At 70.4% G+C, this 18,958-nt stretch carries 16 protein-coding genes and 2 pseudogenes; 10 read left to right on the top strand and 8 right to left on the bottom strand.

The genetic code is table 11. The annotated features are described in order from the left end of the window. Window positions 1-44 precede the first annotated feature (44 nt). From ACZ3TS_RS03450 to ACZ3TS_RS03440, 3 genes are read left to right on the top strand one after another with little or no spacing between them, the layout of a single operon-like run. Window positions 45-1,031, top strand: coding sequence for a carbohydrate ABC transporter permease (locus ACZ3TS_RS03450; RefSeq protein WP_467613397.1), 987 nt, complete (start codon window positions 45-47; stop codon window positions 1,029-1,031). Between the two features lie 5 nt (window positions 1,032-1,036). Beyond that, window positions 1,037-1,885, top strand: a complete 849-nt coding sequence (locus tag ACZ3TS_RS03445) for a carbohydrate ABC transporter permease (RefSeq protein ID WP_467613396.1) — start codon at window positions 1,037-1,039, stop codon at window positions 1,883-1,885. A gap of 9 nt (window positions 1,886-1,894) precedes the next feature. Then, the gene (locus ACZ3TS_RS03440; protein ID WP_467613395.1) at window positions 1,895-3,388 is read left to right on the top strand and encodes a glycoside hydrolase family 3 protein; all 1,494 of its coding nucleotides are present in this window, start codon (window positions 1,895-1,897) and stop codon (window positions 3,386-3,388) included. Window positions 3,389-3,454: 66 nt separating this feature from the next. Here the strand turns inward: ACZ3TS_RS03440 and nagB are convergent, their stop codons facing one another. Beyond that, the gene (gene nagB, locus ACZ3TS_RS03435; protein ID WP_467613394.1) at window positions 3,455-4,240 is read right to left on the bottom strand and encodes a glucosamine-6-phosphate deaminase; all 786 of its coding nucleotides are present in this window, start codon (window positions 4,238-4,240) and stop codon (window positions 3,455-3,457) included. A 223-nt stretch (window positions 4,241-4,463) separates the two neighbouring features. On the opposite strand from nagB, the gene ACZ3TS_RS03430 reads away from it, so the two are divergent. Then, a complete protein-coding gene (locus tag ACZ3TS_RS03430) occupies window positions 4,464-5,537 on the top strand; it encodes an SIS domain-containing protein (RefSeq protein ID WP_467613393.1) in 1,074 nt (357 codons plus the stop codon). A 470-nt stretch (window positions 5,538-6,007) separates the two neighbouring features. Then, complete coding sequence (locus ACZ3TS_RS03425) at window positions 6,008-7,474, top strand: sensor histidine kinase (RefSeq protein WP_467613644.1); 1,467 nt, start codon at window positions 6,008-6,010, stop codon at window positions 7,472-7,474. A 201-nt stretch (window positions 7,475-7,675) separates the two neighbouring features. Here the strand turns inward: ACZ3TS_RS03425 and ACZ3TS_RS03420 are convergent, their stop codons facing one another. Beyond that, window positions 7,676-7,933: a WhiB family transcriptional regulator gene (locus ACZ3TS_RS03420; protein ID WP_040248489.1), complete on the bottom strand. Its 258-nt coding sequence runs from the start codon at window positions 7,931-7,933 to the stop codon at window positions 7,676-7,678. A gap of 319 nt (window positions 7,934-8,252) precedes the next feature. Next, on the bottom strand, window positions 8,253-9,221 hold the full coding sequence (locus tag ACZ3TS_RS03415) for a diacylglycerol/lipid kinase family protein (RefSeq protein ID WP_467613392.1): 969 nt from the start codon (window positions 9,219-9,221) through the stop codon (window positions 8,253-8,255). A gap of 137 nt (window positions 9,222-9,358) precedes the next feature. On the opposite strand from ACZ3TS_RS03415, the gene ACZ3TS_RS03410 reads away from it, so the two are divergent. After that, on the top strand, window positions 9,359-9,808 hold the full coding sequence (locus ACZ3TS_RS03410; RefSeq protein ID WP_467613391.1) for a hypothetical protein: 450 nt from the start codon (window positions 9,359-9,361) through the stop codon (window positions 9,806-9,808). Window positions 9,809-9,868: 60 nt separating this feature from the next. On the opposite strand, the gene ACZ3TS_RS03405 is transcribed toward ACZ3TS_RS03410, so the two are convergent. The 3 genes from ACZ3TS_RS03405 to ACZ3TS_RS03395 form a co-directional block, all read right to left on the bottom strand. Next, window positions 9,869-10,972 carry an RNA polymerase sigma factor SigF gene (locus tag ACZ3TS_RS03405; protein WP_467613390.1) on the bottom strand — a complete coding sequence of 368 codons (1,104 nt, stop codon included), beginning with the start codon at window positions 10,970-10,972 and terminating at the stop codon, window positions 9,869-9,871. After that, window positions 10,969-11,382: an ATP-binding protein gene (locus ACZ3TS_RS03400; RefSeq protein ID WP_467613389.1), complete on the bottom strand. Its 414-nt coding sequence runs from the start codon at window positions 11,380-11,382 to the stop codon at window positions 10,969-10,971. The genes ACZ3TS_RS03405 and ACZ3TS_RS03400 overlap by 4 nt, the downstream gene beginning before the upstream one ends. A gap of 272 nt (window positions 11,383-11,654) precedes the next feature. Next, on the bottom strand, window positions 11,655-11,915 hold the full coding sequence (locus ACZ3TS_RS03395; protein ID WP_467613388.1) for a UBP-type zinc finger domain-containing protein: 261 nt from the start codon (window positions 11,913-11,915) through the stop codon (window positions 11,655-11,657). 87 nt (window positions 11,916-12,002) lie between these two features. Between ACZ3TS_RS03395 and ACZ3TS_RS03390 the strand changes: the two are divergent. After that, a pseudogene (locus ACZ3TS_RS03390) lies at window positions 12,003-13,598 on the top strand (Na+/H+ antiporter). Between the two features lie 42 nt (window positions 13,599-13,640). Here the strand turns inward: ACZ3TS_RS03390 and ACZ3TS_RS03385 are convergent. After that, a complete protein-coding gene (locus tag ACZ3TS_RS03385) occupies window positions 13,641-14,585 on the bottom strand; it encodes a 1-aminocyclopropane-1-carboxylate deaminase/D-cysteine desulfhydrase (protein ID WP_467613387.1) in 945 nt (314 codons plus the stop codon). A 151-nt stretch (window positions 14,586-14,736) separates the two neighbouring features. Further along, window positions 14,737-15,327 carry an N-acetylmuramoyl-L-alanine amidase gene (locus tag ACZ3TS_RS03380; RefSeq protein WP_467613385.1) on the bottom strand — a complete coding sequence of 197 codons (591 nt, stop codon included), beginning with the start codon at window positions 15,325-15,327 and terminating at the stop codon, window positions 14,737-14,739. 329 nt (window positions 15,328-15,656) lie between these two features. On the opposite strand from ACZ3TS_RS03380, the gene ACZ3TS_RS03375 reads away from it, so the two are divergent. From ACZ3TS_RS03375 to ACZ3TS_RS03365, 3 genes and pseudogenes are all read left to right on the top strand, one after another. Beyond that, window positions 15,657-17,063: a family 2B encapsulin nanocompartment shell protein gene (locus tag ACZ3TS_RS03375; protein ID WP_467613384.1), complete on the top strand. Its 1,407-nt coding sequence runs from the start codon at window positions 15,657-15,659 to the stop codon at window positions 17,061-17,063. A gap of 114 nt (window positions 17,064-17,177) precedes the next feature. Beyond that, window positions 17,178-18,302 (top strand): family 2 encapsulin nanocompartment cargo protein polyprenyl transferase, encoded by a 1,125-nt coding sequence (locus ACZ3TS_RS03370; protein WP_467613382.1) that lies wholly within the window; start codon window positions 17,178-17,180, stop codon window positions 18,300-18,302. A gap of 236 nt (window positions 18,303-18,538) precedes the next feature. Continuing rightward, a pseudogene (locus tag ACZ3TS_RS03365) lies at window positions 18,539-18,871 on the top strand (GNAT family N-acetyltransferase); the annotation flags it as partial. Window positions 18,872-18,958: the final 87 nt, after the last annotated feature.

The following is an 18,958-nucleotide window of genomic DNA, read 5'->3' as shown; positions in this document are numbered from 1 at the left end:
GCCCTGCCTCTCGTACGACCTGAGGGACCCCTGAGGAGCGCGCGATGAGTGCCGCAGACACAACCACCCCCGCCAAGGTGCCGCCGCCGCGGCCGGCGCCGCCACCGGCCGTCCCGGACCGGTCACGCAGAAAGCGGACGTCGGGCGGGGCCGCCGTCCCGTGGCTGCTGCTCGCGCCCTGTCTGCTGATCCTCGCCCTGGTGATGGGCTATCCGCTGGTCCGCCTGGTCACCCTGTCCTTCCAGAAGTTCGGGCAGTCCCAGCTGTGGGGCTTCCGGCCGGCCGAGTCGGTCGGGTTCGCCAACTTCAGCACGGTGCTGTCGGACGGCGAGTTCTGGACCGTCGTGCTGCGCACCATCGTCTTCGCTGCCACCTGCGTGATCTTCACCATGGTCGTCGGCATGCTGATCGCGCTGCTGCTGCAGCGGGTCTCCGGCTGGATGAAGACGCTGATCAACATCGTGCTCGTGGCCAGCTGGGGCATGCCGGTCATCGTGGCCACCACCGTCTTCAAGTGGCTCTTCGACTCGGACTACGGCGTCCTCAACGCGCTGCTCAGCAAGCTGCCCGGCGTAGAGCTGATCGGCCACAACTGGTTTGCGAGCGGGCCGCAGGGCCTCGCCGTGATCACGCTGCTCGTGGTGTGGGGCGCGGTGCCGTTCGTCGTCATCACACTCGCCGCGGGCCTCACCCAGGTGCCGAAGGAACTGGAGGAAGCGGCCCGACTGGACGGCGCGAGCGGCTGGGGGGTCTTCCGCCACGTCACCCTGCCGATCCTCAAGCCGATCATCGTGATGCTCACGACCCTCTCGGTGATCTGGGACATGGGTGTCTTCCCGCAGGTCTTCGTGATGCGGAACGGTCATCCGGAGCCCGAGTTCCAGCTGCTCCAGACGTATTCCTACGACCGTGCGTTCGTCGTCAACGACTACGCGCAGGGTTCGGCCATCGCCCTGCTGACGGTGGTGTTGCTGCTCGGTGTGGTCGCCGTGTACATGCGGCAGATGCTGAAGATCGGAGACGTGGAATGACCGGCATGAGTGCCATGGCCACCGGGGGGCGGCGCCGTAGAAAGTCCCGGCTCGGCTGGAACCTCCTCGGGCTCCTCGTCTTCCTCACCGTCGGCTTCCCCGTCTACTGGATGGTCGACACGGCCTTCAAGCCGGCCAAGGACGCCATCGACCCGGACCCGAGCCTGCTGCCCACCGGCATCACGCTCGACAACTTCCGCCGGGCGCTGGACATCGCCGACTTCTGGGGACCGGTCGGCCGCAGCCTGATCGTGTCGCTGTCGGTGGTCGCGATCGGCATCGGCGTCGGGCTGCTGGCCGCGCTCGCCATCTCCCGCTTCGCCTTCCGCGGCCGGAAGATCGTGATCGTGGGCATCCTGGCGGTCCAGATGGTCCCGCTGGTCTCCATGATCATCCCGGTCTTCCTTCTCCTCAACGACCTCGGTCAGTACGACAAGCTGACCGGCCTGATCATCACCTACCTGACCTTCATCCTCCCGTTCACGGTGTGGACGCTGCGCGGCTTCGTCGTCAACATCCCGCGCGAGCTGGAGGAGGCGGCGATGGTCGACGGCTGCTCCCGCACCGGTGCCTTCCTGCGCGTGGTCTTCCCGCTGCTCGCCCCCGGCCTGGTCGCCACCTCGGTCTACGGCTTCATCCAGGCGTGGAACGAGTACCTGTACGCGCTGATGCTGATGAGCCAGGAGAACCAGACCGCGACCGTCTGGCTCGGCAACTTCACCACCAAGCACGGCACCGAGTACGCCCCGATGATGGCCGGTTCCACGATGATGGCGGTGCCGATCGTCATTCTCTTCCTCCTCGTCCAGCGCAAGATGGCCGCGGGCCTCACCGCGGGCGCCGTGAAGGGATAACGCCACCCGATGACGACATTCGCCAGCGGTACCGACACCCTGACGCGAGACGCGCTGACGGTCCTCCAGCCCGGCTTCACCGGAACCACCGCCCCCGAATGGCTGCTGCGCCGCCTCGGCGAGGGCTTGGCCTCCGTGGGCCTGTTCGGCCGGAACGTCGCCTCACCGGAGCAACTCGCCGCCCTGACGGCCCAGTTGCGCGCCGAACGTGGCGACGTCCTGGTCGCCATCGACGAGGAGGGGGGTGATGTCACGCGCCTTGAGGTGCGCACGGGTTCCTCCTTCCCGGGCAATCACGCCCTGGGCGCGGTGGACGACGTGGACGTGACCCGTCGGGTGGCGTACGAACTCGGTCGCCGGCTCGCGCAGTGCGGGGTGAACCTCAATTGGGCACCCTCCGCCGACGTGAACTCCAACCCCGCGAACCCGGTGATCGGCGTCCGGTCCTTCGGGTCCGACACCGAGCTGGTGGCCCGGCACACCGCCGCGTACGTCACCGGCCTCCAGTCGGCCGGCGTCGCGGCCTGCACCAAGCACTTCCCCGGGCACGGCGACACGTCGGTCGACTCCCACCACGCGCTGCCCCGTATCGACGCGCAGGCGGCGGTGCTCCAGGAGCGCGAACTCGCGCCGTTCCGCGCGGCGATCGCCGCCGGGACCCGCGCGGTGATGAGCGCACACATCCTGGTGGCGGCCCTGGACCCGGACCGTCCGGCAACGTTGTCCCGACGCATCCTGACCGATCTGCTGCGCGGCGAACTCGGTTACGACGGGCTGATCGTCACCGACGGCATGGAGATGCAGGCGATCGCCGGGACGTACGGCATCGAGCGCGGCAGCGTTCTCGCCATCGCGGCAGGGGCGGACGCCATCTGCGTGGGCGGCGGCCTCGCGGACGACGAGACGGTACGACGCCTGCGGGACGCCCTGGTCACGGCCGTCCGCTCGGGCGAACTGGCCGAGGAGCGGCTCGCCGAGGCGGCGGAACGCGTGCGGGCGCTGGCGGGGTGGACGGCGTCGGCGGGAGCGGGGGCTGCGGCCGAGCAGCAGGCCACCGGTGCCGACATCGGTCTGCTCGCGGCCCGGCGCGCCCTGACGGTCACGGGCGCGGAGGGCTTCACCGCGCTCACCGAGCCGCCCTACGTCGCCGCCCTCACCCCCGTGGCCAATATCGCGGTGGGTGACGAGACCCCCTGGGGTGTGGCGGCGGAACTCTTCCACCTGCTTCCGGGCACCGAGACGGGAAGCTTCGCGGGGGAGGAGGCCGGACGGGCGGCGCTGGAGGCCGCCGGGGCCCGACGGATCGTGGCGGTGGTCCGTGACGAGCACCGCCACCCCTGGATGGCCAGGGCCCTCGACACCCTCCTCGCGGAACGTCCCGACACGATCGTGGTCGAGATGGGCGTCCCCCAGGCCACTCCCCGCGGTGCCCTGCACATCGCCACGCACGGGGCGGCGCGGGTGTGCGGGCGGGCGGCGGCGGAGGTCGTCGCGGGCGGGTAGCCGGTACACCGAAGGCGCCGTCCGCCCCCGGGGGCGGACGGCGCCTTCGCGTGAGGGGGGTAGGTCCTAGATGCCCTGCCAGGAGGGCTTGTTGGCGTAGGTGTGGCGGAAGTAGTCGGCCAGCTTCAGCTTGGACGCGGCGGCCTCGTCCACGACGACCGTCGCGTGGGGGTGCAGCTGGAGCGCGGACGCCGGGCAGACCGCGGCGACCGGGCCCTCGACGGTCGCGGCGACCGCGTCCGCCTTGCCCTCGCCGGTGGCGAGGAGCACGAGGTGCCGTGCATCGAGGATGGTGCCTATGCCCTGGGTGATCACGTGATGGGGCACCTGGTCGATGTCGCCGTCGAAGAAGCGCGCGTTGTCGATCCGGGTCTGCTCGGTCAGCGTCTTGATCCGGGTGCGCGAGGCGAGCGAGGAGCACGGCTCGTTGAACCCGATGTGCCCGTCGGTCCCGATGCCGAGCAACTGGAGGTCCACGCCGCCGGCCGTCGCCAGCGCCCTGTCGTACGCCTCGCAGGCCGCCTGCACGTCCTCGGCGGTGCCGTCCGGGCCCATGAAGGCGTCCATGCCGATGCCGAGCGGCTCCAGCACCTCACGCCGGAGCACCGAACGGTACGACTCCGGATGCTCGGCCGGCAGCCCCACATATTCGTCGAGCTGAGCGATTCGCGCCCGGGAGGGGTCCACGGCCCCGGAGCGCACCCTGGCCGCCAGTGCCTCGTAAACGGGCAGCGGTGTCGACCCGGTGGCCACCCCGAGCAGGGCGTCGGGCTTGCGCCCGAGCAACTGCGCCATGGCCTCGGCGATGAGTTCGCCACCCGCCTTGGCGTCCGGAACGATGACAACTTCCACGCTGGGCCTGCCGATCTGAAGAGGGCTCGCCGGGAACCGAAGGGGAAAACAGATGTGGTATAGACCAATCTAGCAGAAACGGCTCCCTGGAAGGCTCCCGAGGTCGGGGTTCCCGTGCCCGTCATGCCCAGGTCGCCCCCCAGATGCGCGGATCCGGGGACGGGGGAGTGGAATGGAGTCAGCCGGCGCCGTGCCGTACCGGTGAGCCATCCAAGGAGGCCTCATGACCGCTCCCACCTCGGACCCCCACACCGACGATCTGCCCGGACGGATCATGGCCAGGGAAATGGCCGAGCAGCCCGCCGTGCTGCGCCGGATCCTGGACGCCGGAGCACCGCGGATCCGGGAGGCGGCCCGGGAGGTCGCCGCCCGCAAGCCCCGGTTCGTGCTGCTCACCGCCCGCGGCACCTCCGACAACGCCGCGCTCTACGCCAAGTACCTGCTGGAGATCCGCCTCGGCCTGCCCTGCGGTCTCACCTCGATGTCGACGACCACGGCGTACGGAGCCCGTCCCGACCTCACCGACGTCCTCGTCATCACCGTCAGCCAGTCCGGCGGCTCCCCGGACCTGGTCGCCTCCACGCAGGCCGCCCGCGAGGCAGGCGCTCTCACGCTCGCCGTGACCAACAACCCGGACTCGCCGCTGGCCGCCGTCTCCGAGTACCACATCGACATCATGGCCGGACCGGAGAAGGCACTCCCGGCGACCAAGACCTACACCGCCTCCCTTCTCGCCCTCTATCTCTTCGTCGAGGGACTGCGCGGCGGCGACGGCGCCCCCGCGAAGGTGCTGCCCGACCTGGCCGAGCAGCTGCTCGCCCGCCAGGACGAGGTCCGCACCCTCGCCTCCCGCTACCGCTTCGCCGAGCGGATGGTCATCACCTCGCGCGGTTACGGCTATCCGACCGCCAAGGAAGCCGCCCTGAAGTTGATGGAGACCAGCTACATCCCCGCCCTGTCCTACTCCGGCGCCGACCTTCTGCACGGCCCGCTCGCCATGGTCGACAACGTCTCGCCGGTCATCGCGGTCGTGACGGACGGCAAGGGCGGTGCCGCGCTCCAGCCCGTGCTCGACCGGCTGCGCGGTCGGGGCGCCGACCTCGTCGTCATCGGACCCAAGAACCAGGTCGAACGGGCCTCGGCCGGTTTCGTCCTGCCCACCGAGGGCGTGGCCGAGGAGGTCCAGCCGATCCTGGAGATCATCCCGCTCCAGCTCCTGGCGTACGAGGTCACCATCGCCCGCGGTCAGGACCCGGACGCCCCCCGCGCGCTGGCCAAGGTGACGGAGACGCACTGACGAAGACGGAAGCGGCCGGGTGGGCGATCCGGCCCCGCACAGGAGCCGAAGACGGCTACGCTGCGGGTGAGCCGTCGGGGATGTCCGATAAAGAGACAACAACAAACATCCCCCAACGCATGGACACAGGCGCCCGGACGCAGGAACATGGGTCACGGACGTGGTCTAGTCCACAGAGCCAAGCATCAATAGGTAAAGTAAGTAAATTCCAGCCTCCGTCTTCCCCGCACAGGAAGGCGGATCGAGGATCCGGCGCTCTCTGCCCTGACTGCTCCGGCTCCTCGACCTTCGGCCGACCGGGACCGCACACCCCACGGCCGTTGCTGCTCCGGGCTGCGGTGCCGGGAGGGTTGAGGGTCCCTCCCAGGCGCCGCGGCCCGCGGGTGTCTGCGGGCCTGCCGGAGCGGTCCCCGCCTGGCCGATTTCGATCGATGTCGCAGCCCCCAGGTACCCTCGCTGACGTGCCCTCCATGAACGAACTGGTCCGCCAGCACACCGCCCTCAGTGACTCCGACCTGGAGTGGCTGCACCTGCTGGTGTCGGAGTGGCAGCTGCTCTCCGACCTCTCCTTCGCGGACCTGGTCCTGTGGGTGCCCACGCGCGACGGCGCGCGGTATGTCTCGGTGGCCCAGATGCGTCCCAACACCGGCCCCACCTCCTACCAGGACGACATGATCGGCCATCTCGTCCCGCGCGGCCGCCGCCCCCTGCTGGACGCGGCCCTGGACGAGGGCCGGATCGTCCGGGAGGGCGACCCCGAGTGGCGCGAGGAGGTCCCGGTCAGGGTCGAGTCCATTCCCGTACGACGCGAGGGCCGCGTCCTCGGCGTCATCGCGCGCAATACCAACCTGCTGACGGTGCGCACGCCGAGCCGCCTCGAGCTGACGTACCTCCAGAGCGCCTCCGACCTGGCTCAGATGATCGCTGCGGGCGCCTTCCCGTTCCCCGACCAGCAGGTCGACATGGACGCGTCGCCGCGCGTCGGCGACGGGCTGATCAGGCTGGACGCGGACGGCGTCGTCCAGTACGCGTCACCGAACGCGCTGTCGGCGTACCACCGGCTGGGGCTCGCGTCCGATCTCGTCGGCCATCACCTCGGCAAGACCACCGCCGAACTCGCCCCGACCCGGGGCCCGGTGGACGAGGCGCTCGTCAAGGTCGCCAGCGGCTGGGCGCCGCGCGAGTTCGAGATCGAGGCGAACGACGGGGTGATCCAGTTCCGAGCGATCCCCCTCAAGCCCAAGGGCACGCGCGTCGGTTCGCTCGTCCTGCTCCGGGACGTGACCGAACTGCGCCGCCGCGAGCGGGAGTTGATCACCAAGGACGCGACCATCCGGGAGATCCACCACCGGGTGAAGAACAACCTCCAGACGGTCGCCGCCCTGCTCCGCCTCCAGGCCCGCCGCATCGAGTCCGAGCGGGGACGGGAGGCGCTCGAAGAGGCTGTCCGGCGCGTGGGCTCGATCGCGATCGTGCATGAGACGCTGTCCCAAAACCTGGACGAGTGCGTGGAGTTCGACGAGATCGCCGACCGGGTGCTGGCGATGGTCGCCGAGATCTCGCCCGGCGCGGTCACCGGCCGGCGCAGCGGCCGCTTCGGGATCCTGGACGCCGAGGTCGCGACCCCGCTCTCCATGGTGCTGACCGAGATCCTGCAGAACGCCCTCGAACACGGTTTCCGGCAGGGCGACACCGGCACGGTCGAGGTCTCGGCGGTCCGTGGCGGCACGACGAAAGAGGCCCGCCTGCTGGTCACCGTCCAGGACGACGGGGTCGGCCTGCCCGAAGGCTTCGACCCGCACACGGGGGGCAACCTCGGCCTGCAGATCGTACGGACGCTGGTGGAGGGCGAGTTGGGCGGCACCTTCGACATGGTCCCGGCCTCCGAGCGCGGTACGCGGGTCATCCTGGACATTCCGGTGCGGGCGCACAAGTGACACCACCGCACAAACCGGACACCGCCGTACGGGGGCGGCCCCACGCAGCAATGAGCCCCGGACCACAAGTGGTCCGGGGCTAAAGCTCGTTGCCAGCTGTTGTGCTAGGCGCACCGGGGTACTGCGCGCTGCGGCTCGGGAGCGGGAGATGCGTACTCGCTGTACGCGCCGCCAAGCTCAGGCTCGTACGGGGTGGGTGTGTCAGGCGGAGGCCTGACGGGCCCGGTTGCGGGCGGCGCGGCGCTTCATGGCGCGGCGCTCGTCCTCGCTGAGGCCACCCCAGACGCCGGAGTCCTGACCGGACTCGAGCGCCCACTGCAGGCACTGCTCGACAACCGGGCAGCGACGGCAGACGGCCTTGGCTTCCTCGATCTGCAGCAGCGCAGGACCGGTGTTGCCGATGGGGAAGAAGAGCTCGGGGTCTTCCTCGCGGCAAACGGCGTTGTGACGCCAGTCCATGGCTGCTACCTCTCCGTGGTATTACGTGCAGATTGCTTGTGAATGTGAACGCTTTCACGAATCCCTCAACAAGTGAAGGGCCGATCGTCAGAATCACTGACGTGGTCCTGTGGATTGAGGAGGGGTTCGGGCTCTCCGTGGGGGCCGATGGTGCGGGCCGTCCCGAGCGCCACGTAGAGACTCGCAAACCTCAGCGGCGGATACAACCCCTTCCGGAAAGTTTTTTTTGATTCCTTGGTGTCGACTAGGTCACAGCCGTACTTCCAAGGGGTGGATCCTGGCCTAAACGTTCGAGTGAAAGGACTTTGGCCCCTTCTGCTCACACAATCACACGCAGTGCACGGCGTACGCCTGTGAACGTCACGCTCGTACGCAGTCCCAGGTGGTCACCGTCCATCTGCAGGGGCAGGGGCACCTTCGAATGCAAGGTGAAGCCGCTCAGGTCGTGCAGCGACACCACGTGCTTGCCGCGGGGTCCGCGCTCGGGGGACGAAGTGAGCAACTGGGTCGCATACTGGGCAACCGACGCCGTGGACGCACGGCTGAGAGCGAGTACGTCGAGCCCGGTATCGAACGAAGCCTTAGGTGACGCGTACACCGGACGATTACCGAGAAACGTCCAGGGTGCCGTGTTGCAGATTATGGACAGCACGAGATCGGTGACCGGCTCCTCGCCGGCCCGCTCCAGGGTGATCGTTCCGTGCCTGCGGTGCGGTTCGTCCAGAAACTGACGCACCATCTGGCGGAGATACAGCGCATGGGTCGAGCGCTTGCCCTGTTCCCGCTGCTGTTCGACCCGGCCGACCACACCCGCGTCGAAGCCGAGGCCGGCGTTGAACGTGAACCAGCGGCAAGGCACCGCCTCGTCCGCCGTGCCCGGGGTGCCCTCGGCCAGTCCCAGGCCGACCGTGCGCTCGCTTCCCTCGCGCAGGGCGTCGAGGATCGCGCCGGTGGCCTCCACGGGATCGTTGGGCAGACCGAGGGCGCGGGCGAAGACGTTGGTCGAGCCGCCGGGGACCACGGCGAGGCGGGGCAGACGCTCGGGGTCGGGCCCGTGGTGCAGCAGGCCGTTCACGACCTCGTTGACCGTGCCGTCGCCGCCGAGGGCCACCACCAGCTCGATGTCCTCGCTCTCCGCGGCCTGGCGGCCGAGGTCGCGGGCGTGCCCCCGGTACTCGGTGGTGACCGCCTCGAGCTTCATCTCGCTCGCCAGCGCGTGGATCAGGACGTCACGGGTGCGTGCGCTTGTGGTGGTGGCTGCCGGATTGACCACGAGAAGTGCACGCATGAGTTGCAGCGTACCTACTGGGCGGTACTCGGCCCAGACCGAGGTAGGGATCCGGTAAGAGACAGGGGAGTGGTCTTGGGCACAGTGGTGGTCGCCGGGGTCGGCGACGGGGTGTGGCCGACGGCTACCCTTCAGGGGTGAGCGCTGAGCAGAACACCACCCCTGAGACCCCTGAAGCCGAGCCTCGTCCTGTGCGGCTGACCGCCACGGCGGCGCTGGCCGGGCTGGAGGGGCTCGCCCTGGTCGCGGGCGGCGTCTGGATCCTCGTCCTGGCCCTCACCGGCTCGCCGGACGACCGTGGCCAGGCCGTCACCGGTGGCCTCACCCTGATCGTGCTCGCGCTGCTGCCCCTGCTGGCCGCGCGCGGTCTGCTGCTGCGGCGCAGCTGGAGCAGGGGCCCTGCCGTCATCACACAGATCATGGCTCTGCCCGTGGCCTACAGCCTGCTCCAAGCCGACAGCATGGCGATCCCGGGCGGCATCGCGCTCGCGGTCGTCTCGGTGGCGGCGCTGGTGCTCCTGGTGAACCCGGCGACGACGCGGGCGCTGGGCATCCGCGGACCCGGGGACGTACAGGACCAGAAGTAGGCGGCGCACCCGCCGCCGACGTACGCACTCGAGGGCGACCGGTCTCCCGGTCGCCCTCCGTCACTCCTCGACCAGCAACTTCTCCCGCAGCTGGGCCAGCGTTCGGGCCAGCAGGCGCGAGACGTGCATCTGGGAGATGCCGACCTCCTGGGCGATCTGCGACTGCGTCATGTTGCCGAAGAAGCGGAGGAGCAGGATCCGCTTCTCTCGCGGCGGGAGGTCCTCCAGCAGCGGCTTGAGCGACTCCCGGTACTCGACGCCCTCCAGCGCCTCGTCCTCCGCGCCGAGCGTGTCCGCGACCGCGGGGGACTCGTCATCCGTGTCCGGGACGTCCAGGGACAGCGTCGAGTACGCGTTGGCGGACTCCAGGCCTTCCAGGACCTCCTCCTCCGAGATGGCCAGCTTCTCGGCCAGCTCATGGACGGTCGGGGAGCGGCCGTGCTGCTGGGACAGCTCCGCCGTGGCTGTCGTCAGGGCCAGGCGCAGCTCCTGCAGACGCCGCGGCACCCGTACCGCCCAGCCCTTGTCACGGAAGTGGCGCTTGATCTCGCCGACGACCGTGGGGGTCGCGTACGTCGAGAACTCGACGCCGCGGTCCGGGTCGAAGCGGTCCACCGACTTGATCAGACCGATCGTGGCGACCTGGGTCAGGTCGTCCAGCGGCTCGCCGCGGTTGCGGAAGCGGCGCGCGAGGTGCTCGACGAGCGGCAGGTGCATACGGACCAGCTGATTGCGCAGCTCCGCGTACTCCGGGCTGCCCTCCGTCAGCTTGCGCAGCTCGACGAACATGGCCCGCGCTCCGGTGCGGTCCTGTGGGTCGTGCTGTGCGCCGCCCGGCACACTCTGCTCAGCGTTTCGCTCGTGCTCGCTCATCGTCCCGCCCGTCAACCGCCGCCCTCCGGAGGACGTGCTCTGCGTGGCACCGCCTGGATCCCGCCGTCCGTCGGCCCGGACGGAGAGCACCTCGCCCGCGTCGGCCGGTCCCGTCTGCGTGGGTGCCACGGCCGCCGAAGCCTCGTCCTCCGGGTGCGGACGGGCCTGTTCGGGGATGCCGTCCACGCCGTCGGTCATGCGCCGCGACCCGCTCGGGCCGCCGGCGTTCCCGGCGGAAAGATCCCGTGTGCCGCGCTCTTCGTCCCGCACCGGCCCGTCCCCGTTCGTCACGCCGGCCCGGGTCCCGCGCCGCGCTGTTTGTAGAGGCTGATGGACACGGTCTTGTCCTCGGCGACAGCGGAGGAGACCTTGCCGGCCAGGGCCGACAGCACGGTCCAGGCGAAGGTGTCGCGCGAGGGGGCGTGACCGTCCGTGGTGGGGGCCGCGACGGTGACCTCCAGCGAGTCGTCGATGAGCCGGAAGACGCAGCTGAGCACCGAGCCGGGCACGGCCTGCTGCAGCAGGATCGCGCAGGCCTCGTCGACCGCGATACGCAGGTCCTCGATCTCGTCGAGGGTGAAGTCCAAACGAGCCGCGAGACCGGCCGTGGCCGTGCGCAGCACCGACAGGTAGGCACCCGCGGCCGGCAGCCGGACTTCCACGAAGTCCTGGGTCGCGGGCTCGCCTGCGATCTGGGACACCCTCACCTCCAAGGTGGTACAAGCTCTTTCGGGGCCGAGGGTCGCCCCCCGGGGTAACGCCCTACGTGGTTCAGCGGTGACGCTATCGCGCTCTCAGCTTTCTGTCCCTCGGGACCCCGACCCCTTGCTGTCACTCATAGTAAACCTATGTATACGCACAGTGGCTAGGGGTCTGCGGGACCGAATGGCAAGAGCGTGCGCCGGTTTGACGTACCCAGGCGTCAGACCGCCGAACCGTCCGGATCCAGGGTCACACGAGCACGGATCCCAAGTCACACAAGTACATGATCGACGAAGCACCAGCGCCAGTTCTCACCCGGTTCGAAGGTGCGCATCACCGGGTGGCCGCTGTCGCTGTGGTGCGCCGTCGCATGCCGCAGGGGCGAGGAGTCGCAGCAGGCCACGTGTCCGCACTCCAGACATAGCCGCAGCTGCACCGGGTGCGTGCCGGCGGAGAGACACTCCAGGCACGTCTCGCTCTGGGGCTCGGGCTCGGGGTGCGGCAGCGCGCCGGCGTGCGTGCACTGTTTCATGATTGCCAGGTTACGACGGGCCCGCGCGAAGCCGTGCGGAAATCGAGGGCGGGAAGTCGTGCGGAGAACGAGGGCGGGCGGAAGACGATGAACGTGTTGCCATTGCTCATGCTGGTAGCCGGCAGTGCCGCCGTCGCCGGTGCGGCGCGCCGCACCCCGATACCCGCGCCACTGCTGCTCGTCGCGGCGGGGCTCGCGGTCTCGTACCTGCCCGGGGTGCCCGAGTACACCCTCGACCCCGACATCGTCCTGCCGCTGGTGCTGCCCCCGCTGCTGTACACCGCGGCCACCGACAGTTCGTACCTGGACCTGCGGGCCCAGCTGCGGCCCGTGGCGCTGCTGTCCGTCGGGTACGTGCTGTTCGCGACGCTCGTCGTGGGCTGGGCGGTGTACATGATGGTGCCGGGTATGCCGCTCCCCGCCGCGCTGGTGCTGGGCGCGGTGGTCGCACCGCCGGACGCGGTCGCCGCGACGGCGGTCGCCCGGCGGGTGGGCCTGCCGTCGCGGATCACCACGATCCTGCAGGGCGAGTCGCTGGTGAACGACGCGACCGCGATCACCGCGTACAAGGTGGCGCTCGCGGCCGCGGTCGGCGAGGGCGCGACCTGGGCGGACGGGGTGCGGGAGTTCCTGCTGGCGGCGGTCGGCGGTGTGGCGATCGGTCTGCTGCTGATGATGCCGATCCACTGGCTGCGCACGCACCTGAAGGAGGCGCTGCTGCAGAACACCCTCTCCCTGCTGATCCCGTTCGTCGCTTACGGGGCCGCGGAGTGGGTCCACGCGTCCGGGGTGCTCGCCGTGGTCGTCGTCGCCCTTTACCTCGGCTACCACAACTGGCAGGTGGACTTCGCGACCCGGCTCCAGGAGGAGGCGGTGTGGAAAATGGTCGCGTTCGTCCTGGAGTCGGCGGTGTTCGCGCTCATCGGGCTGCAACTGCCGGTCGTCCTGAAGGGGCTCGGTCAGTTCGAGGGCACGCGCGCGACCTGGTACGCCGTGGTTGTGTTCCTCGTGATCGTCGTGGCGCGGTTCGTGTGGGTGTATCCGGGGACCTTCCTACCCCGCGTGATCTCCCAGCGCATCCGGGAGCGCGAGGAGAGTCCGACATGGAAGGGGCCGTTCATCATCGGCTGGGCGGGGATGCGCGGTGTGGTCTCGCTCGCGATCGCCTTCTCGATCCCGCAGACCATGCACAACGGTGCCCCGTTCCCCTACCGCAACCTGATCCTCTTCCTGGCCTTCACCACGGTGATCGGCACGCTGGTGGTGCAGGGCCTGACCCTGCCCCCGCTCATCCGGTTGCTGAGGCTGCCGGGGCGTGACGCGCAGGCGGAGACCCTCGCGGAGGCCAACGCCCAGGCCCAGGCTTCCCGGGCCGCCGAGCGGCGCCTGGACGAGCTCCTCGACGACGAGCGCAACGCCCTGCCGCCGCCGCTGGCCGACCGCCTGCGCACGGTCCTGGAGCGCCGCCGCAACTCGGTCTGGGAACGGCTGGGCTCGGTGAACGCGGTCACCGGCGAAACGCACGACGACACCTACCGCCGCCTGTCCCGCGAGATGATCGGCGCGGAACGGGAGGTCTTCGTCAAGCTCCGCAACCACCGCTAGATCGACGACGAGATGCTCCGCACGTTGCTGCGCCGGCTGGACCTGGAGGAGGCGGCGGCCTACCGGGAGACCACGTGAGCCGTCCCGTTCGCCCCACGGTCCCGAAGACCCGGGAGCGCACTAGGAGACCGGGGCCGGTTCCTGGGAAAGGGGCCTCCCGGTGATCACGGCGGCCAGAGTCGTCCCCCGTGGGAACGCACCCTCCTCGGCCAGGGCGACAAGTCCGTACAGCAGCTTGGCGACATAGAGACGTTCCACCGGGAAGCCGTGGCGGGACTCGAAGTCGTCCGCGAAGGCCTCGAGGTCGTCGGGTATGCGGGCGTAACCGCCGAAGTGGAAGCGGGTGTCCAGGGACCAGGTGCCGCGCCGGGCGCCGAAGGCCCGGGTCTGCAAGGCGGCCGTGTCGGCGGCCAGGAAGTCGCCCTTCAGGACAGGTATCCCCAGGGCCCGCTGACCGGGCGCCAGGCCCGCGGCCAGGCCCGCCAGTGTGCCGCCCGTGCCGCAGGCGACGGCGACCACGTCCGCACGGTCGCGCAGTTCCTCGCCCAGCGCCCGGCAGCCCCGGACGGCGAGAGAGTTGCTGCCGCCCTCCGGCACCACATACGCCTCCTCGGCGCCTGCCGTGCGCAGGATGGCGGCCAGGGTCTCCGGCGCGGACTTGTGGCGGTAGGTCGACCTGTCGACGAAGTGCAGCCGCATGCCGTCGGCCGCGCACCGCGCAAGGGAGGGGTTGAGCGGGCGGGCGGCCAGCTCCTGGCCGCGGACCACCCCGATCGTGTCCAGCCCCAGCAGCCGGCCCGCGGCGGCCGTGGCCCGCAGATGGTTGGAGTAGGCGCCGCCGAAGGTGAGCAGGGGACGGCCGGCCGCGGCCGGCAGGTTCGGGGCGAGCTTGCGCCATTTGTTGCCGACCAGGTCCGGGTGGATCAGGTCGTCGCGCTTGAGCAGCAGCCGGACGCCGTGCCGCGCGAAGCGCTCGTCCACGGCCTCCTGCAACGGCGACGGCAGGCGCGGGTGAAGCACGGCCGGCTCGCGCGCTTCGGGGTGCGGCACTTGGGGGCTGGTCACTCCGTCATTGTCGGACACCCGCAGCAGGCCGCGTCATGGTCCGACACTCGCAGCAGGCCGCGCGGCGGGCGTCGGCCGCAGGCACTTCAGGCGGCTCACTTCAAGCGGGTCACTTCAAGTGGCTCACTTCAAGTGGCTCACTTCAAGCGGGTCACTTCAGGCGGTCGCGGATCCGCTCCCGCAGCCAGGCCATCGAGAAGCCCTTCGGGTCGACCTTGCCGGGCTGCCACTCCAGGTGGCCGATCACCGAGCGTTCGGTCCAGCCGTGATGGCGGCAGATCGCCGCGCCCACCTTCTCGATCGCGCCGAGTTGCGCCGTGGGCCAGGGGTCCTCGCCGTCGCCGAGGTTCTCGCACTCGAAGCCGTAGAAGTGACGGTTGCCGTCGGTGTTCGCCTCGTTCACCGGAGGCAGTGCCTTCTCGGCGACGACCGCGCGCAGCACGTCGTCGTCGCCCAGCCCCGCGTGGTTGGCACGGCCGCACCCCACCAGGTGCACCACGCCGTCCTTGGTGATCACGCCGTGGCACAGAGGTCCCGGCAGCTCCGTGTCGCCGTCGCGGCAGACGGCCACGGTCCGCTCGCCTCCCGAGGTCGCCGTGTGGTGGATCATCACCCCGTGGACGGGGCCCCAGGGGCCCTTGTGGTTGCGGTTGTGATGTTCCCAGTCGCCGACCTCGACGACGGTGACGCCCTCCGCCCTGAGCCGGTCGAGGAACGTGCCCGCGGACATGGGTGGGGTCATGGCCACCTCCTTCGCGCTGCGCGACGGCCACCGGTCGCGGCCGCCTCGTACCGCTGCTTGTACCGGCGACCGCCTCACACGGACCAGCCGTTCGCACGGCGTGCGAGCCGATCCGGTCAGCGGATGACCGTCCGACGATCAGCCGACCCGATCAGGGAGTTCCCGCCCGCCGAGCCCGTCCCGGGCGGACGGCGAAGCCTCGACAAAACGCTCCCGTCTGCCCAGGCCGCCGATGATCCATTCCCGCTCTTTTGGGTAATGGCACCGACACGCTCCGTGCTGAGACGCTTGCGCCGCAGATCAATGCATGACCGGGAGGGGCAATATCGATGTCGGTAGGCGAAGAGGTCCGCGCGGAGGAGAACAGGCCGCAGCAGAGTCTGGGCACCGCGGCCGCACGGAACCTGGCCACCACCACCAAGTCCGCACCCCAGATGCAGGAGATCAGCTCACGGTGGCTGCTGCGCATGCTGCCGTGGGTGAACGTGCAGGGCGGCACGTACCGGGTGAACCGCCGCCTCACCTACTCCGTGGGCGACGGCCGAGTGACGTTCGTGAAGACAGGCGACCAGGTCACGGTCATCCCCGCCGAGCTGGGGGAGCTGCCGGCCCTGCGCACGTACGACGACCAGGATGTGCTCGGCGAACTCGCCCAGCGCTGCCAGCAGCGGAGGTTCGCGCCCGGAAACGTGCTCGCGGAGTTCGGCAGCCCCGCCGACGAGGTGTACCTGCTGGCGCACGGCAAGGTCGAGAAGGTCGGCACGGGCCCCTACGGCGACGACGCGGTGGTCGGCGTCCTCGCCGACGGCGCCTACTTCGGCGAACAGGCGCTGGTCGACCCCGACGCCATCTGGGAGTACACGGCCCGCGCGGTCACGGCCTGCACGGTGCTCGCCCTTCCCCGCCGGGACGTCGAACAGGTCGCGGAGCGCGCCGAGTCGCTGGGTGACCACCTCCGGCGGCTGCGCTCGATCCCCGCGCAGCGCACCAACAAGTACGGAGAGAAGGAGATCGACCTCGCCGCGGGCCACAGCGGCGAGCCGGACATTCCGCACACCTTCGTCGACTATGAGGCCGCGCCCCGCGAGTACGAACTGAGCATCGCCCAGACCGTCCTGCGCATCCACACGCGTGTGGCCGACCTCTACAACCAGCCGATGAACCAGACCGAGCACCAGCTGCGGCTCACCGTCGAGGCGCTCAAGGAGCGCCAGGAGCACGAGCTGATCAACAACCGCGACTTCGGTCTGCTCCACAACTGCGAATACGACCAACGGCTGCAGCCGCACGACGGCGTGCCGAGCCCCGACGACATGGACGAGCTGCTCAGCCGGCGGCGCGGCACCAAGCTGTTCCTCGCGCATCCGCGCGCGGTCGCCGCGTTCGGCCGTGAGCTCAACAAGCGCGGGCTCGTCCCGGAGAGCATCGACATCGGCGGCAACCGCATCCCCACCTGGCGCGGAGTGCCGATCTTCCCGTGCAACAAGATCCCGGTCAGCGACGCCCGCACGACCTCGATCATCGCCATGCGTACCGGAGAGGAGGACCAGGGCGTCGTCGGCCTGATGCAGTCCGGCATCCCCGAGGAGATCGAGCCGAGCCTGTCGGTCCGTTTCATGGGCATCAACGAGCAGGCGATCATCAGCTATCTGGTGACGGCCTACTACTCGGCCGCCGTCCTGGTACCCGACGCGCTGGGCGTCCTGGAGAACGTCGAGATCGGCCGCTGGAGGTGAGGCTTCCCACAGACGGCACGCCGTGTTCCCGCCCGCCAGGGCGGGTACACCCTCGGGGTACCGGCCCAGCGGCAGCGGAAGCGTCACCGTCCGCAGACTCTTCGAGGCGGTTCCATGGGTGAGTTCATGACGGAGCCGAAGCGGCGCCCGGCTCTCGAACGGCGCGGCCCGGCCGGCTCCCCGGCCCGGCGCGATCCGCCGCCGGGCGTGGCAGGGCCGCCCGAGGGGCACGAAGCCGAGGTGATCCTGGAGCGTGCCCGCGCCTCGGTCGACCCGGAGCTGCGCAAGGCTGTCGCCTCCCTGCCCGGCTCGATGCGCCGCATCGCGCGCTACCACTTCGGCTGGGAGCACGCGGACGGCACCCCGGCGTCCGGCAACGCCGGAAAGGCCATACGCCCAGCGCTGGTCCTGGCCGCGGCCCGCGCGCTCGGCGGCCGCGAGAGCGCCGCCGTGGGGGCGGCAGCGGCCGTCGAACTGATCCACAACTTCACGCTGCTGCACGACGACGTGATGGACCGGGACACCACCCGCAGGCACCGCCCCACCGCCTGGACCGTCTTCGGCGACGCCGACGCCATCCTCGCCGGCGACGCCCTGCAGGCGCTGGCCCAGCGGCTGCTCGCCGAGGACCCGCACCCGGCGTCCGGGGCGGCGGCCGCCCGGCTCGCGGCCTGCGTCGTCGAACTGTGCGCCGGTCAGCACGCGGACACGGCCATGGAGCGGCGCGGTCCCGACGAGGTCACCCTCGACGAGGTGCTCGCCATGGCCGAGGCGAAGACGGGCGCACTGCTCGGCTGCGCCTGCGCGCTCGGCGCGCTCTACGCCGGAGCCGACGACGAGGACGTCGAGGCGCTGGACGCCTTCGGCCGCGAAGCCGGGCTCGCCTTCCAGCTCATCGACGACGTCATCGGGATCTGGGGGGACCCCGGCCGCACCGGCAAGCCGGCCGGGGCGGACCTCATGGCCCGGAAGAAATCGCTGCCCGTGGTCGCCGCGCTGGCCTCCCGCACCCAGGCGGCGGCGGACCTGGCCGAGCTGTACCGGGGGCCGTACGAAGAAGGGGAACTGGAGCGCACCGTCCTCGCCGTCGAGCAGGCGGGCGGCCGTGACTGGGCGCAGTCGCAGGCGGCCGACCGGATGAGCCGGGCGATGCACGAGCTGTCCTGCGCGGTCCCCGATCCCGAGGCCGCGGGCGGTCTGCTGGCCCTGGCCGAGTTCGTGACCCGACGCAGCACCTGACCGGCACCACCGTCGGACCCCGGAGACCCGGGTTCCGCGCGGCTCCTGACCCCGCGCGGCACCCGGCGGCTCCGGCCGGGGCGGGCCCCGCTCATCCCCACGGCGTGTGGGGCCCGCGCACGTGCTTTCGGCGGCTCGGTTCGCCTCCGGCGCGCCCCTTCGGATCACTCGCCCGGCAGCACTCGATAGGCTCAACGACCGTGGAATCAAAGCCGGTTGAGACGAAGGGGCGGGAGATGGGCGTGGCGATCCGGGAGGCGGGCGGGGGCGACCGGGAACTGGTCGTCCGGCTGCTGGACGAGGCGTTCCAGAACGATCCGGTCAGCAGCTGGGTCTTTCCGGGCGAGCAGTACCGGCGTACGACGCACCACAGGCTGATGGCCGCGTTCACCGACACCGTGCTGGCCGAGGGCTGCATCGACGTGACCGAGGACGGCACGGCGTGCGCGCTGTGGCTGTCCGTGCCCGCCGGCGACCACTCCGGGGCCCAGGACGAGGACGACGCCGTGCGGTTGCGCGAGGCGGTCGACCCGGAGAACGAGCGGGTCGAGCGGATCGCCCCCCTCTCTGTCAGCCTGTGGTGAGACGCCCTTCTGTGAACGTTTAACCTGAGAGGGCACGACAGGAGATTGCACACCCATGAGCAGTAGTGAACC

It is taken from the genome of Streptomyces sp. NPDC022910, from assembly GCF_055561075.1.
Note: the sequence above shows the minus strand (reverse complement) of the source record. Positions and strands in the feature narration are given on the sequence as shown.

Excerpts from the sequence above, each read along its gene's own strand:
- ACZ3TS_RS03450 (WP_467613397.1), top strand. The coding sequence starts at position 45 with ATGAGTGCCGCAGACACAACCACCCCCGCCAAGGTGCCGCCGCCGCGG.
- ACZ3TS_RS03445 (WP_467613396.1), top strand. The coding sequence starts at position 1,037 with ATGAGTGCCATGGCCACCGGGGGGCGGCGCCGTAGAAAGTCCCGGCTC.
- ACZ3TS_RS03440 (WP_467613395.1), top strand. The coding sequence starts at position 1,895 with ATGACGACATTCGCCAGCGGTACCGACACCCTGACGCGAGACGCGCTG.
- ACZ3TS_RS03430 (WP_467613393.1), top strand. The coding sequence starts at position 4,464 with ATGACCGCTCCCACCTCGGACCCCCACACCGACGATCTGCCCGGACGG.
- ACZ3TS_RS03425 (WP_467613644.1), top strand. The coding sequence starts at position 6,008 with ATGAACGAACTGGTCCGCCAGCACACCGCCCTCAGTGACTCCGACCTG.
- ACZ3TS_RS03420 (WP_040248489.1), bottom strand. The coding sequence starts at position 7,933 with ATGGACTGGCGTCACAACGCCGTTTGCCGCGAGGAAGACCCCGAGCTC.
- ACZ3TS_RS03415 (WP_467613392.1), bottom strand. The coding sequence starts at position 9,221 with ATGCGTGCACTTCTCGTGGTCAATCCGGCAGCCACCACCACAAGCGCA.
- ACZ3TS_RS03395 (WP_467613388.1), bottom strand. The coding sequence starts at position 11,915 with ATGAAACAGTGCACGCACGCCGGCGCGCTGCCGCACCCCGAGCCCGAG.
- ACZ3TS_RS03380 (WP_467613385.1), bottom strand. The coding sequence starts at position 15,327 with ATGACCCCACCCATGTCCGCGGGCACGTTCCTCGACCGGCTCAGGGCG.
- ACZ3TS_RS03375 (WP_467613384.1), top strand. The coding sequence starts at position 15,657 with ATGTCGGTAGGCGAAGAGGTCCGCGCGGAGGAGAACAGGCCGCAGCAG.
- ACZ3TS_RS03370 (WP_467613382.1), top strand. The coding sequence starts at position 17,178 with ATGGGTGAGTTCATGACGGAGCCGAAGCGGCGCCCGGCTCTCGAACGG.